This window comes from Streptomyces sp. NPDC050658 (assembly GCF_044457025.1).
Lineage (GTDB): Bacteria > Actinomycetota > Actinomycetes > Streptomycetales > Streptomycetaceae > Streptomyces.
The window spans coordinates 273,002-287,374 of sequence record NZ_JBITGM010000010.1; the positions used below are offsets into that span (position 1 = coordinate 273,002).

Sequence of the window (14,373 nt, forward strand, 5' to 3'; positions counted from 1 at the left end):
CCGCAGCAGGTCTGGTTCGCCGGCACCTGCCGGCGGGCCGGTCAGTCCGCGGCGGTGGCGGGCACGGGGACCTCGACAGTCCCTCCGGGCCCGCGGTCGTTCACGCCGGGCTGTTGGCCGGCCTCTTGCGGCTCCACGTCGAGCCGCTGGTCCCTCAGCTCCCCGATGGCAGCCTCGAAGTCCTCGAGTGAGTCGAACGCCCGGTACACGGACGCGAAGCGCAGGTAGGCGACAAGGTCCAGCTCCTGCAGCGGACCGAGTATGGCCAGCCCCACGTCGTGGGTGGTCAGTTCGGCGCTTCCGGTGGCGCGCACCGCCTCTTCGACCCGCTGGCCGAGCAGTGCGAGGGCGTCCTCGGTGACGGGCCGCCCCTGGCACGCCTTGCGTACGCCGTTGATGACCTTCGTACGACTGAAGGGCTCGGTGACTCCGCTGCGCTTGACGACCATCAGCGAGCACGTCTCCACGGTCGTGAAACGACGGGAGCAGTCGGGGCACTGACGGCGCCTGCGGATCGACGTGCCGTCGTCGGTGGTGCGACTGTCGACTACGCGGCTGTCGGGGTGCCTGCAGAAGGGGCAGTGCATGGAACTCCCAACCCTCCTTCACGGCACGACTTATAGGCCTCAACGGGCCCATGAGGCCCTCGAAGCAGCCCCAAGCATAGGCGATGCCCGAGCCCCGGAGAGACCAGGGACCACAACTTCTGGGCTGCGGTCGCAATCCAACCACTAGATCTGGGGTTTGGCCGTAAATTCGGCACCATCGCGTGTCGCGCACCCGCGACGGCTCGCGGCTTCTCGGGCACGCGGCGCGCGCCGCACGAGGAGGGGGCCGGTGCCGGGTTGACGGACCACCGGGTGGCACTATGGGGAGCCCACGGAGCGATACTGAGTGGGGTCGCGGCCCCGGCGGTGAAGCGTACCGTAATGAACCGAAATGCCATTCGGCTCGAACGTTAGCCATACACCCAGACACATGATCACGTCAGGCAATCTGCGATTTTTCACTCGAACGTGTGTTTGGCGCAACCTTTCGAAAGCAACTACCGTTGGCTAACTAGGGAGAACATCTCGAGAGGGGCCGACCGACGTGACCACCACCGCAGACAGTGCCACCATCACTGCCCAGGACCGCTCACAGAGCCGACTCGAGCCGGTGCATGCCATGAATGACGCAGCCACGAACCAGGAGGGGCCCAGGCCCACACGCTCCCTGCCGGGTCGACCTCCAGGAATTCGAGCGGACAGCTCAGGGCTCACCGACCGGCAGCGCCGGGTCATCGAGGTCATCAGGGACTCGGTGCAGCGGCGTGGCTACCCGCCGTCGATGCGGGAGATCGGACAGGCGGTCGGCCTCTCCAGCACCTCGTCGGTCGCCCATCAGCTGATGGCCCTGGAGCGCAAGGGCTTCCTGCGCCGCGATCCGCACCGTCCGCGCGCGTACGAGGTGCGGGGCTCCGACCAGCCGAGCAGCCAGCCCACGGACACCGCGGGCAAGCCCGCCGCGTCGTACGTCCCGCTGGTCGGCCGCATCGCCGCAGGTGGTCCGATCCTCGCCGAGGAGTCGGTCGAGGACGTCTTCCCGCTCCCCCGGCAGCTCGTCGGTGACGGTGAGCTCTTCGTGCTCAAGGTCGTCGGCGACTCCATGATCGAGGCCGCCATCTGTGACGGGGACTGGGTCACGGTCCGTCGCCAGCCGGTCGCGGAGAACGGGGACATCGTCGCAGCCATGCTGGACGGCGAGGCGACGGTCAAGCGTTTTAAGCGCGAGGACGGGCACGTGTGGCTGCTGCCGCACAACTCCGCGTACCAGCCGATCCCCGGCGACGAGGCGACGATCCTCGGCAAGGTCGTGGCGGTGCTGCGGCGGGTATGAGCCACCGCCCCTGGCCGGGCCCCGGGACCAACTGCGCCGGTTCCGGGGCTCCCCTTTACGCCTGAGCCGGCGCCGCTTTCGCGGACGCCGACCCGCTACTCGCCGGGCACCTGGGACGCCTACTCGTCGGACGCCTGTGCCGCGGCGTCGATGGCCGCCAAGGAGCGGCGGGCCTGGTTTCGGTCCGTCGTGTACCAGAAGTCGGGCAGCGAAGCCCGCAGATAGCTGCCATAGCGCGCAGTGGCCAGGCGGGGGTCCAGGACGGCGACCACGCCGCGGTCCCCGGAGGCGCGCACCAGTCGGCCCGCTCCCTGCGCCATCAGCAGCGCTGCATGCGTCGCGGCGACGGCCATGAAGCCATTGCCTCCGCCTTCGTCCACGGCCTTCTGGCGGGCGCTCATCAGCGGGTCGTCCGGACGCGGGAACGGGATCTTGTCCATCACCACCAGCTGACAGCTGGCCCCGGGCACGTCGACTCCCTGCCAGAGCGAGAGCGTGCCGAAGAGGCAGGTCTTCGTGTCCGCCGCGAAGTTCTTGATCAACTCGCCCAGCGTCTCCTCGCCCTGCAGCAGGATGGGCATGTCCAGCCGGCCCCGGAGCTCCTCGGCGGCGCTCTGGGCCGCGCGCATCGAGGAGAACAGACCCAGCGTGCGACCGCCCGCCGCCTCGATGAGCTCGGCCAGTTCGTCGAGCATGTCGCTGCGCGTGCCCTCGCGGCCCGGCCGGGCCAGGTGCTGGGCGACGTACAGAATCCCCTGCTTGCGGTAGTCGAAGGGCGAGCCGACGTCGAGGCCCTTCCAGGCCGGGGCGTCCTCGGACTGGGTGCCCTCGGGGGCCAGGCCCAGGGACGCCCCCACGCCGTTGAAGTCGCCGCCCAGCTTGAGGGTGGCGGACGTGAGGATCACCGAGCGGTCGCTGAAGAGCTTCTCCCGGAGCAGGCCCGAGACGGACATGGGCGCCACTCGGAGCGAGGCCCCGAAGCGCTCATGCCGCTCGTACCAGACGACGTCGTACTCGGAGCCGTTCGTGATGCGCTCCGCCACGTCATGGATCGACTCGACCGAGGCGAGGGCCTGCTTGCGTACGGCGTCCTCGTCCTGGACCGACTTGTCCCGGGTGGAGCCGAGCGCCGTGATGACCGTGCGGGCGGCGTCCCGCAGGGCCATCAGCGCGTACCCGAGATCCTCCGGGATCTCCTCGAGGCGGCCGGGGAGCGCCAGCTCCATCAGCCGCTCGAAGCCTTCGGAGGCGGTCTGCAGCTGGTCGGCCACCTTCTCGTTGACGAGCTTGGCCGCTCGGCGCACCGCGCGGTTGACCTGGCCCGGAGTGAGCTCTCCGGTGGCCACGCCGGTGACGCGGGAGACGAGCTCATGGGCCTCGTCCACGATCAGCACTTCGTGCTGGGGAAGGACGGGAGCGCCCTCGATGGCGTCGATCGCGAGGAGTGCGTGGTTGGTGACCACGACCTCGGAGAGCTTGGCCCGCTCGCGCGCCGCCTCGGCGAAGCACTCCGCTCCGTAGGCACACTTCGACGCTCCCAGGCACTCCCTGGAGGAGACCGAGACCTGGGACCAGGCGCGGTCGGAGACGCCGGGAGTGAGGTCGTCCCGGTCGCCGGTCTCCGTCTCGTCCGCCCAGTCCCGCATCCTCAGCAGGTCCTGGCCGAGCTTGCTGGTCGGGGCCGCGGCCTCGAACTGGTCGAAGAGGCCCTCTTCCTCTTCCTGCGGCACCCCTTCATGGAGCCGGTGCAGGCACAGGTAGTTGGAGCGGCCCTTCAGCATGGCGAACTGCGGCCTGCGGCGGAGCAGCGGATGCAGCGCGTCCACCGTCCGCGGCAGGTCCCGCTCCACGAGCTGGCGCTGCAGCGCCAGCGTGGCCGTCGCGACCACCACTCGCTCCCCGTGCGCCAGCGCGGGCACCAGATAGCCGAGGGATTTACCCGTGCCGGTGCCGGCCTGGACCAGCAGGTGGGAACCGTCGTCGATCGCCTCGGCGACGGTCTCGGCCATGGTGACCTGGCCAGGCCGCTCCGTGCCGCCGACAGCGGTGACGGCGGCGTGCAGGAGCTCGGGAAGAGAGGGCTTCGTCATAGCGCGACCAGCCTACGGGGCTCCACTGACAACCCCGCGATCAAGGCTGATGGAGCGGGTTGGGCACGGTGCCGTGCACGGCTGCGTGCGGGCGCTGGGGACGGTCCCGGTATCCGTCGAGGTGCAGCCTGTTCCGGTTGAGGCACAGCCGCTCGATACGGGGAGTGAGCAGGTCGAACATCTCGTACCGCTCCTTGAGCTCCGGGGCGCGTGCCTGATGGCGCAGGATCTCCGCCCGGACCGCCGACCAGAAGTCCGCCTCCGGAACCCCCAGCTGTTCCTCGCACAGGGGGGCGAGATAGCGGAAGACGCCCACGAAGAGCCCGGAGTGAATGAACTGGGTGAGGAAGCCGGGCGGTTCGGTCAGGAGTACGTCGCGGACGTCGTCCGGCATGGACGCGTGTTCCGGCAGGGGCGTCGAGCTGACGTTGACGTCGTCCACGAAGTCCTTCACCGCGAGCCGTACCGGTACGTCCTTGTCGTCGAAGACGACGATGGCGTTCTCCCCGTGAGGGGAGAACACGGCGCCGTACCGGTAGAGGAAGTGCAGGAGCGGCGGCAACAGGGCGGCGAAGAGGCGCCGGAGCCACACCTTCGGAGTCAGCCCGGAGCGGGCGACCAGCTCCGTGACGAAGGCTCTGCCCTGCGGGTCGGTGTGCAGCAGCGCGGCGAGCGTCCTCGCGCGCTCGCCGGGGGCGAGGTAGCGGGTGATCGGTTCGCGCCAGATGGCGCCGAGAAGTTCTTTGTATTGGTACGGGACTTCGGCGAGACCGTCGTAGAGGGGGTGCTCCACCGTCACGGACGCGACCTCGCCGAGCAGGATCACCCGGCATTCGTCGCGCAAGAAGGGGTCGGCGTCGCGCAGCGCGTGCATCCAGGCGGTGACGGCGGGTGCGGCGAGGGTCCGTTCGGTGGGGAGGCCCCGCCACACCAGGGTGTTGAGGACCGACAACGGGAGTTTGACGGTGTGCCGGTCGGGGCGGGACATGTTCAGGAACGTACGGATGGACTGCTGGGGCAGTCGCAGGTCGCCGTCCGTGGGGAGGGGCACGATCGCGCCCGCGGCAACCGAGGGGGCGAAGAGGGGCAGGACGACGTCGTCCCATTGCCAGGGGTGCACCGGCAGGTACAGATATGCCCGCGGATCGAGGCCCCGCGCCCTGAGTATGTCCGCGAAGGCCTCCCTGGTGGCGGGGGTGAGTTCGCGGTCGTAGAGCCGCTCGGCCGCTTCCAGGCCGGCGACGCCCCGGTAGGCGGCGAGGTCGGTGTGGACCGCGATCCAGGGAAGGGGGCCGGTCTGCCGGGCTTCGGGCGCCCAGCGCGCGGTGTCCGTCGCGGAGAAGCCGATGCGGCCCTTGTTGAGGACGAGCCAGGGGTGGCCGGTCTGGTGGCCTTCGAGTTCCGCGTAGCCGAGCTCGGCGAGCTCGGCAGCGGTGCGGGCCGTCCGGTCGAGCCTGGCGTCGGCGGCGAGCGTGACGGTCAGCTCGCGGATGAGGTGGCCGAGCGTGGCGCCGTCGATCGCGAGGGTCCTGCGGGACTCCACCAGGAAACGGAGCGGGTCGCCGAACGGGGCCGGCGGTCCGTCGCCGTCGGCCAGCGTGAGGCTTGCCGGGTCGACGTGCCAACCGCCGTACGAGCCGCGGCGGGCGCGGAAGGTGAGCACGGGGGCAGTGGGGCGGCGTTCACTTTCGGCGGGAGGGCCGTCCAGGCGGAGACGGTAGCTGCGCGGTTCGGCTCCGCCCGCTGCCTCCTCGCCGGATCCGCCGCGTTCCACCGGGACGGGCTCGATGATCTCCTCATAGGCGAACTCGCCGATCATCTTGGCGAGCAGGCGGCGGCCGCCCCGTGCCCACCTGTCCTGTGTCAGCTCGGGCGGGTCATGGAGAGCGGACGGGTCGACGGGCTCCGCGGGGAGGGATGTCGGGGGGAAGGACGGATTCGGCACGGGGACTCCTCATCGAGGGAACCGGATCGGGTCGAGCGGTGTACTAAGAGTGACCGGGTCAGAGCACAGCGCGCAGGGCCCGGTCACGGACCATGAGCGCCGCTCGTTTGTCGGGAAGGTCGACCTCGGCGGCAAAGCGGAAGCCGGCGCTCAAGAAGGCGGAGACGGAAGGGGTGTTGCGCAGGTCGGGTTCAGCGATGACGCGTGCACATGCGGCGCGATGGTCGAGCACGAGATCGGCGACGGCTCTCAGCAGCGAGGTGCCGAGCCCTCGGCCGCGGTCGGCGACACCGCCGATGAGGAGGTGAACACCGGTGTCGTGCGGGCGGGCGGGATAGTGCCGGGCCAGGGCGTCGAGGTCCGCACGGTAGATCTCCCAGTAGCTCATCGGCGTGCCCTCCAGGACGCCGAGACAGGGGACGCTGCGTCCGTCGCCCTCGAGTTGCCCGCGAAGGTGGGCCTCCGTGACGGCTTCGGGTCCGGCCAGCTCCCAGAACGCCGCCACGGCCGGGTCGTTCATCCACCGGCTGATGAGGGCGAGATCGCGTTCGACGCGTACAGGGACGAGCTGAAAGACACCGACAGCGGTGGTCACGGGGCCCCATCCGCCGACGTTGTCGAGCAGGTCGTCGACGGGCGGGGCAACCGTCAGGGGCGGGGTGAGGTCGCGTGTGGGGGTGGTCGTACCGGTACCGCCGCGTTCACCGTGGACGCGGTCCTCTCCCTCTTCGCCGGTCGCGGCGAGCAGGGCGATGAGTTCGTCCGGGAGGCGCAGGTCCAGGGTGTCCTGGCCGTCGGACCGGTCGGCGGTGACCGACTCGACGGCGGGACTGGTGGCGGTTTCGGCGGCGGCTTCAGTGACGGATCCGGTTCCCGCGCCGGTACTCACGTCGTTGGGAGGCACGGCGTCGCTCCTCTCAGAAGGGGTGGGTCATGTTCCTCAGGAATGAAGGGGGTTCGCGATGGAGACATAGACGGACTGCGTGTCGACGGGACCGACGAGCTCGTCGAGGCCGCGCAGCCGGGTCAGCAGGTTGGCCTTGCAGCGCAGCACCGGTGACTCGAGCAGCAGGGCGGGCAGAGGGGTACGCAGGGGCGCGGGACCGGAGGTGACCTCGCCGAGGAAGCGGCGGAACGCGGCGAGCAACAGGCTCTCGTCGGCGAGTCGTTGGGCGCCGAGGGCCCCGATGAGCCCGAGCACGTTGTTGATGCCGAGGTAGTAGGCGAACCGCTCGTCCGTCACCTCGTCGGAGACGAACGTGTCGCTGTGCTCCCCGATGCCGGGGAGCCGTCGGTCCAGTTCGGCACGGCGGGACTCGCGGAAGTAGTAGCCCTGGTTGTCGCGGTACCGGCCGCCCACGGGCCAGCCTTCGGAGTCGAGCAGCAGGAGCGTGTTCTGCTGATGCGCCTCCAGGGCGACGCCGGCCTCGCTGTCCAGCCAGAGCACGGGGCGTACGACGTTCTCGAGGTAGCGCAGGAACCACTCCGTGGCGACTGCGCCTCGCGGCCGGCCCGTCCGTCCGGCAAGGCGGGTGATCAGCTCGCCGAGCCGGGAGCGCATCGGCGCGCGTTCCTGCCCCTGGGCCTGCGGGGAGGGCCTGGGTGACACGAGGCCTGCGATGCAGGTGGCGTCGTCGCCGGGGCCGAAGGGGTTGTGCCGGATCATGACGTCGAGTCCGGCCACGGGGGTTCCGTCGGAGTCGGTAACGGCGAGCCATGCCGGGTCCCGGATCACGTCGAAGCCGGGGTGGGCGGCCTGCCACTGCTCGGCGAGGCCGCTGCGCAGCAGCCGGTGGACCTCGACGCCGCGGTGGAGTTCTTTACGGAGGTTCTCTCGACGGGAGTTGGTGATGCGCAGGCCCAGCGAGAGCTTGAGCATGGCGGCGGCGCCGGAGCGGTAGAGGGTGCGTACGGAGGAGGTGGGGTACCAGGGTGCGCCGTGGGGACCCAGGTCTTGGAGCAGCCCGGCGTCCAGGAGGGCGGCGGCCGTTGGGCGGTGCCTGAGTTCACGCATCTGCCACGGGTGCAGGGGCAGGGCGGCACGGCCGTCCGGGAGCGGCAGGTCCGGGCCGGCGAGACGGGCGGTGAGCTGCTGCGCCGACACCGTGCGGCCGCGCTCGGTCCAGGCGGAGTCCGCGGAGAGCACGGAGGGGTGGACGGCAAGCCAGTGCAGGGCGAAGGCGCCGCGCAACTCCGGTGAGTAGAGCCGGGATTCGGTGTCGGAGAGGCCCTCGCGGCTCTTCGGCGTGGGGTGCAGCGGGTGGCCGAGGAGCAGGGACTGTTCGGCGGCGAGGAAGCGGTCGGGTTCGTCGCCGGGGTTGTCCCGCCGGTCGGCGATAAAGGTGGCGGTGCGCCGCACGGAGTCGGCGACACGGCCGACGAGGTCGCCTCCTTCGACTCGCTCGCTGTGGGGAGTGAGGGGTGGTTGCTGGGGCTGTTGCGGGGGTTGGGGGGCCTGCGGTTGTTCTGGGGTACCCGACGACTCAGGGCTCCCCGACTGCTCGGGGTCCTGCGGCTGTTGGGCCCGGTCCGGCTGCTGGGCCTGATCTGTCCGCCCCGCGTGGTCCGGCTGCTCCCTGAGCTGGTCCGGCTGCTGCCTGAGCCGGCCCGGCTGCTGCTCGGTTGTGTCTCGCGGGGCGGGGGCGCTGCTGGCGTGGGGCTCGCTGGTGGTGGGGGCCTCCAGGGGGCCCTCCCCCGTCGCGGGTTCCTCGGTGTGGGTGGTCTCGCGGCCGAGGAGGGCGGCCACGGTGACGGCGTCGGCCGGGGGCGCGCTGCGGGGGCCGTCTTCCAGGTACGGGAGACCGAAGCGGTGCCAGCCGGTCGCCGACCAGTAGTGCACGGGGACGAGGAGTGCCGTGCCGCTGGCTTCGAGCGGGATGCGCAGGGCTCCGTGCTCGGGGGCGGGGAGGTCGTTCTCGCGGACCCAGCAGCGCAGGAGGTTCTCGATGCCGGCGACCTGCGCCGCGGTGTGCGGGTCGGGATGCTCCAGCAGGTCGGCGTTCGCTCCGTGCAGTTGCTCGGCGTGCCGGCTTCGCTTCTGCCGGGGGACCATGCCGGGCTCGGCCACCAGCGAGGATTGCGCGCCGCACGCGCCTGGAGTGTGCGGTTGAGGCTGGCCGTCGGATGCGGGGGTGGCGTTCAAGAGGGCTTCCTTGTGAGGTCGTTCGGGCTCCGTGGGGACGGGCTGGAGCTGTGCTGTTGTCTCGTGGTCGACCGGTGGCGGCGCGCGTCCGACGGTGGCTAGCCGTGGTGCGAGCGCGCCGCCGCGGCCAGCGCGTCGGCGAGGCGGTCGAGGATCGCGGCCTCCTGCTCGTCGGTGATGGTGAGAGGAGGGAGTAGGCGTACGACGCTGGAGTGCCGTCCGCCGAGTTCGACGATGAGGCCGCGGCGGAGGCATTCCCGCTGTACGGCGGCGGCCAGTTCGGGTGCCGAGGGAAGCGGCCGAGCGGCGTGCTCCGGAGCTGCGTCCGGGCCGTCGCCGGCCCCCGAAGCCGAGCCCGAAGCCGAGCCTGAAGCCGAGCCCGAGGCGGATCGCGCCCCGGCGGTCGGGTCCACCAGTTCGACGCCGATCATCAGGCCCCGGCCGCGGACGTCGCCGATGCAGGGGTGTTCGTCGGCGAGGGTGCGGAGCTGGGCGAGCATGCGGGCGCCGAGCGTGGCGGCGCGTTCGGCGAGGCGGTTCTCACGGACGTACGCCAAGGTGGCCGCGCCCGCCGCCATGGCGAGCTGGTTGCCGCGGAATGTGCCGGCGTGGGCGCCGGGCGGCCAGACGTCGAGGTCGTCGCGGTAGATCACGACGGCCAGTGGCAGGCTGCCGCCGATGGCCTTGGACAGCACCATCACGTCCGGGACGATGCCGCTGTGCTCGACGGCCCAGAACGTGCCGGTGCGCCCGACGCCGGTCTGGACCTCGTCCGCGATGAGCGGGATGGAGCGGTCGGCGGTGATCTCGCGCATCCGCCGCAGCCAGGCGTCGGGGGCGGGGATCACGCCGCCCTCGCCCTGCACGGGCTCGAGGATCATCCCGGCCGGGGTGGGCACTCCCGACTTGGTGTCGTCGAGGAGGCTCTCGGTCCAGCGGGCGGCGAGTTCGGCCCCGCGTGCCCCGCCGACTCCGAACGGGCAGCGGTAGTCCTGCGGATACGGCAGGCGCGCGACGCGTACGTCCGATGCGCCGCCGGATGCTTCGAGCGCCCCCGCCGTCATCCCGTGGTAGGCACCGGTGAAGGCGAGCATGCCGTCGCGCCCGGTCGCCGTGCGCACGAGTTTGAGCGCGGCCTCCACGGCGTCCGTGCCGGCGGGCCCGCAGAACTGGATCCGTGCGCGGTCCGCGAGCCCGGCGGGCAGCGTGCGGAACAGCTCCGTGGTGAACGCGTCCTTGACCGGTGTCGCCAGGTCGAGGACGTGCAGGGGCGCCCCTGAGTCGAGGACCTTTCTGATCGCTTCGAGGACGACCGGATGGTTGTGCCCGAGGGCCAGCGTGCCCGCTCCCGAGAGGCAGTCGAGGTAACGCTGCCCGTCGGCCCCCTCGATCGTGAGCCCGCGTGCCCGTACGGGCACGATCGGCAGGGCGCGCGCGTAGGTGCGTGCCGCCGACTCGCGCGCGGACTGGCGTCGCAGGATCCCCTCGTGTGCGGCGGAGTGCGCGGCTGGGTGCGCGACGGTGTGCCCCACGGGCGGTGCCGCGGAAACCGCCGCGGGCGCTGGCTCGGTCACGGCCACGAGTGTTGGTCCTCCCGCTGGGAATGGGCGCGGCCCACTCGAACTGGGCCGGTGCGCCGACGAGTTGGCAGGGGAGATGACCGCAGGACGCGATTCCCCCGTACGTACCAACGACGGGGGATGCGGAGGATCACGGGTAATCAGAAGATCCTTGCCATGGCCTCCGGCAGGCGGTGTACATGGGTTTCTGCCGACGGCCTCCCGCCCACTTGAAGCCCGCCGACGGCGTAGCGGCGGCAGCCCCGCCCCGCCCTCACTGCCTGCTGACCGCCCGCGATACGCCCGCCGTAACCGTGGTCGCCAGCACCCACCCGGCGACGGTCAGCCCGTATGCAAGCCACTGCCCGGCGCCTTGCGGCGCGAAAGCCCCCTCCTGCCCGAACGTGATGATCGGGACCAGCAGGTCGAGCGCGTAGAAGACGGCGTTGAACGGCGGCGCCTTCCCCGCTTCCAGCGGTGCGGGCGAATGGACCGCGAAGAAGACCGCGCCGCAGGCCAGCAGGGCCATCAGCCAGAGTCCGGCGCGCAGCGGCCGGTAGCCGTAGCCGACGGTCGCGTCCTGGATGTGGCCCCAGGCGCGGAGGTGCGGGGGAAGCCCGGCCCGCCGATGGCGTTGCTTGGCCAGCAGCACCGTGCGGGCCTCGTCCTCGTGTCCCAGTCTCCGGTACGCCGCCGAGAGCTGTTCGTACGGCTGTGGGACGTAACCGGCGGTGCCTCGTCGGAGCCAGTCGAGCCGTTCGGCCGCCGCCAGCGGGGAGTCGAGGGCGTCGTACGTGGCCTCGGCCAGCAGGAGGTCCGCGGGCCAGGTGTCCGGGGTGTCGTACAGCGTGCCCAGTCGGGCGTTGCGCGCGTCGACGGTGCCGTCGATCGGCCGCCGGGTCCGCAGATCCGTCTCTCGGGCCTGGATCATCCGCAGGGACAGGGCGGTCTCGCCGGGGTGCGTGAGTGTGGTGTCGCGGAAGCTGAGCCGCGTACCGATGGTGCTGCCGTCGAGTTGGATGCCACCGTTGACGGTGAGGCCACGACCGAGGTCGACATTGCGGGTGACCTGGACGTCGACGGCCTCCAGCGCGATGTCGCCGGGGTTGTTCAGGACGGCGCCGCAGAAGCCGATCGCGGCCGAGACGGCGGCGCCGGACAGGATGATCCGTCCCTCGGCCCTGAAGCCGGGGTGGAAGGTGAAGTCCTCGGTGATCCGGACGTGGTAGGCGTCCAGCGCGGTGCCGCCGGGATTGCTGAGCGAGGCGCCCTCCAGGTCGAACTCGCCGTCGACGGAGGCGCCGGACACGCGGAACCTGCCCTGGACGGCGAGGTCGGCGCAGAGCGCGTCGCCGCCCACGGCGGCATGGACCGCGGATATCGCCTCGGCTCCCGGCACCGTGACCACGGTGTCGCGGAGGTCCAGGTCACCGTGGATCGCGGCGCGGTTCAGTACGAGGGGTCCGGTCAGGCGGCATCGGGACAGCACCAGTCGGCCGTCGAACTGGGCCATGTCGGCGGTGAGCCCCGGCAGGGAACTCCCGGCGAGGACCAACTCGCGGAGCCTGGCGCCCTGCAGTTGGGGCGCTGCGTCGAACCGGCAGTCGGCCAGGACTATGGGTACGGCGATCTCGGCGAACCCAAGGTCCAGGCGGCCCGCGATCCGGGCGCCCGTGAGGCGGAGAGCCGGGCGCTCCCCCGGAGGCGGAGCGGAATCGTCACCACCACCACCGCCGCCCGCACCACCACCACCGCCGCCCGTACCAACTCCCCCACCCGCAACAGCCCCCGCACCCTCACCCGAACCAGCCCCCACACCCAGCAACAGCGCCACGATGACCTCGGCCCGCACGACGGATTCCACCGCCGCCGTGCCGTCACGGACATCGACGGCGGCGCCCCGCGCGAAGGAATCCCACAACAGGCGTTCAGCGGCACCGAGTTCATCAACACGCATGACCGATGATCATGTCGGTGCCGCCCGCCCAGGACAAGCCATAACAGCCGCAGCCCAACGGCAGCCGGCACAGCACCACTGGCGCCCGCTCAATACCCTCCGAACGGCGTGTGATCCGCAAGCGCGAGGGCGCGGATGAAGCCGCGCAGGCGGACCAGTCGGCGGGCGACGAAGCGGACCGGGGCGGGCCGGTCGGAGGAGTAGGCGGCGGTCCACAGGACAGGTACGTGGTTCATGCCAGCAGGATCCGGCGCCCTCCGCCGGTCGGTCCAACAGATCGTTTGACTGCGTGCCATCACCAAAACAGATGGACGCCAACGGGACAGCATGAGGGGGAACAGAGGGACAGCTGGATAGTGGAGAGATGGAGATACGCCAGCTCCGCCACTTCATGGCGGTCGTCACCGAGGGCACGTTCACCGCCGCCGCCCGCTCGGAACTCATCGTGCAGTCGGCGCTCAGCACGTCCATCCGCAACCTGGAGCGCGATCTCGGAGCCGATCTCTTCGACCGCACCGGCCGCCGCGTGGTCCTCACCGAGGCCGGCCGGGCGCTGCTGCCGCAGGCCAAGGCGCTGCTCGCGGGGGCCGAAGCGGCGCGTGACGCGGTCGCGGCGGTCACGGACCTGGCCACCGGGCGGGTGAGCATCGGGACGATCCAGACCCTCACCTGCGTGGATCTGCCCGCGGAACTGGCCCTGTTCCACCGGAGAAGACCCGGCATCCAGGTGTCGGTGCGCGACGCGCCGGTCGACGAGTTGTACGCGGCACTGCGCGCCGGCGAGCTGGATCTCGCCTACGTCGCCCCGGACGCGGCGGAACTCCCGGACGGGCTGGTGGAGTTCGCGTCCTGGCGCGAGGAGCTGGTGCTCATCACGGCGCCGGGGCACCGCCTGGCGCGAGCGGGCAGCACCCTGATCCGGGATCTCGCACACGAGTCCTTCATCGACTTCCGCGCGGGGACGGGCCTGGAGACCGCCGTACGCAGACTGGCCGCGCACTGCGGTCTCGAGCGCCGGATCACCTGTGACGTGACCCAGATCGGCATGCTCGTCGCCCTGGTCCGGGCCGGCATCGGTGTCGCGTTCGTACCCCGGCGCATCGGCGAGGAAGCCGCACTGCCCTGCGTACAGATCCGCCAACCGGAACCGGGCCGCACGGTTGTGCTCACCGGCCGCGGCCCGCGCCTGCGCAACCCGGCGGCCGCGGCCCTCGCCGCCCATCTCACGGGCAACCTCGAAGGACGCCCGGGGACCGGCGCTACCCCAACCACACCCCGTCCCGCATGAGAAGCCGCCCGCGCAGCTCCGGTTCCCCACGCCAGGCCCGCACCGTCAGCGGCACGACGCGCAGATACACAAAGGGAGCCTCTTCCGTACGCGGATCCCAGCCGAACTTGGCCGCGAACGCATCGGCGGCGTCTCCCGGCACATCCCGCGCCGGATGACATTCCACCTCCCCTTGGAGCAGCACCACGTCGAACGTGTCGGGCAGCGCGAGCCGCACGCGCGGGTCCTCGCGCGCGTTGCGCGCGGTCGCGGACTTCGCGCCGGTGCACATCCATACGGCCTGCTCGTGCCAGAGGAACCACAGGGGCACCTGGTGCGGTCCGTGGTCGGCGTGGGCGGTCGACACCCACATGTCGCGCTCCACGTCGAGCCGTTGAAGGGTGTCCTGTCTGCGCTCCGCCACGTCGCGGCGGGTGATCTCGGTGTCGTGCATGGACGCTGACGTTAACCAGTAGGGGGCACCCCGCGCATGGGGCGCGGGCCCTAGGCCCAATGACGGACCTGCCCCGCCAAA

Annotated in this window: 11 protein-coding genes; 2 read left to right on the plus strand and 9 right to left on the minus strand. The window is 71.2% G+C overall.

Features of this window, described 5'->3' with window-relative positions:
* Positions 1-41 precede the first annotated feature (41 nt).
* On the minus strand, positions 42-587 hold the full coding sequence (nrdR, locus tag ACIBKX_RS30815; RefSeq protein ID WP_363276405.1) for a transcriptional regulator NrdR: 546 nt from the start codon (positions 585-587) through the stop codon (positions 42-44).
* Between the two features lie 505 nt (positions 588-1,092).
* On the opposite strand from nrdR, the gene lexA reads away from it, so the two are divergent.
* Positions 1,093-1,878: a transcriptional repressor LexA gene (lexA, locus tag ACIBKX_RS30820; RefSeq protein WP_363276404.1), complete on the plus strand. Its 786-nt coding sequence runs from the start codon at positions 1,093-1,095 to the stop codon at positions 1,876-1,878.
* Between the two features lie 119 nt (positions 1,879-1,997).
* On the opposite strand, the gene ACIBKX_RS30825 is transcribed toward lexA, so the two are convergent.
* The 7 genes from ACIBKX_RS30825 to ACIBKX_RS30855 all read right to left on the minus strand — a co-directional run bounded on the left by ACIBKX_RS30825 (position 1,998) and on the right by ACIBKX_RS30855 (position 12,807).
* Positions 1,998-3,968 carry an ATP-dependent DNA helicase gene (locus tag ACIBKX_RS30825; RefSeq protein ID WP_363276403.1) on the minus strand — a complete coding sequence of 657 codons (1,971 nt, stop codon included), beginning with the start codon at positions 3,966-3,968 and terminating at the stop codon, positions 1,998-2,000.
* Positions 3,969-4,008: 40 nt separating this feature from the next.
* The gene (locus ACIBKX_RS30830) at positions 4,009-5,913 is read right to left on the minus strand and encodes an IucA/IucC family siderophore biosynthesis protein (RefSeq protein ID WP_363276402.1); all 1,905 of its coding nucleotides are present in this window, start codon (positions 5,911-5,913) and stop codon (positions 4,009-4,011) included.
* A 58-nt stretch (positions 5,914-5,971) separates the two neighbouring features.
* Positions 5,972-6,817: a GNAT family N-acetyltransferase gene (locus ACIBKX_RS30835; RefSeq protein WP_399376538.1), complete on the minus strand. Its 846-nt coding sequence runs from the start codon at positions 6,815-6,817 to the stop codon at positions 5,972-5,974.
* Between the two features lie 36 nt (positions 6,818-6,853).
* Positions 6,854-9,055 carry an IucA/IucC family protein gene (locus tag ACIBKX_RS30840; protein WP_399376540.1) on the minus strand — a complete coding sequence of 734 codons (2,202 nt, stop codon included), beginning with the start codon at positions 9,053-9,055 and terminating at the stop codon, positions 6,854-6,856.
* A 98-nt stretch (positions 9,056-9,153) separates the two neighbouring features.
* Positions 9,154-10,587, minus strand: a complete 1,434-nt coding sequence (locus ACIBKX_RS30845; RefSeq protein ID WP_363276416.1) for a diaminobutyrate--2-oxoglutarate transaminase family protein — start codon at positions 10,585-10,587, stop codon at positions 9,154-9,156.
* Between the two features lie 301 nt (positions 10,588-10,888).
* Entirely contained in the window at positions 10,889-12,571 is a 1,683-nt protein-coding gene (locus ACIBKX_RS30850) for an oxidoreductase (RefSeq protein ID WP_363276401.1), read from the minus strand.
* Positions 12,572-12,660: 89 nt separating this feature from the next.
* Positions 12,661-12,807, minus strand: a complete 147-nt coding sequence (locus ACIBKX_RS30855; RefSeq protein ID WP_363276400.1) for a hypothetical protein — start codon at positions 12,805-12,807, stop codon at positions 12,661-12,663.
* Positions 12,808-12,935: 128 nt separating this feature from the next.
* Between ACIBKX_RS30855 and ACIBKX_RS30860 the strand changes: the two genes are divergently transcribed.
* Complete coding sequence (locus ACIBKX_RS30860) at positions 12,936-13,859, plus strand: LysR family transcriptional regulator (RefSeq protein ID WP_363276399.1); 924 nt, start codon at positions 12,936-12,938, stop codon at positions 13,857-13,859.
* On the opposite strand, the gene ACIBKX_RS30865 is transcribed toward ACIBKX_RS30860, so the two are convergent.
* Positions 13,831-14,292, minus strand: coding sequence for a pyridoxamine 5'-phosphate oxidase family protein (locus ACIBKX_RS30865; protein WP_363276398.1), 462 nt, complete (start codon positions 14,290-14,292; stop codon positions 13,831-13,833). The two genes, ACIBKX_RS30860 and ACIBKX_RS30865, sit on opposite strands and share 29 nt — an antisense overlap.
* Positions 14,293-14,373 lie beyond the last annotated feature (81 nt).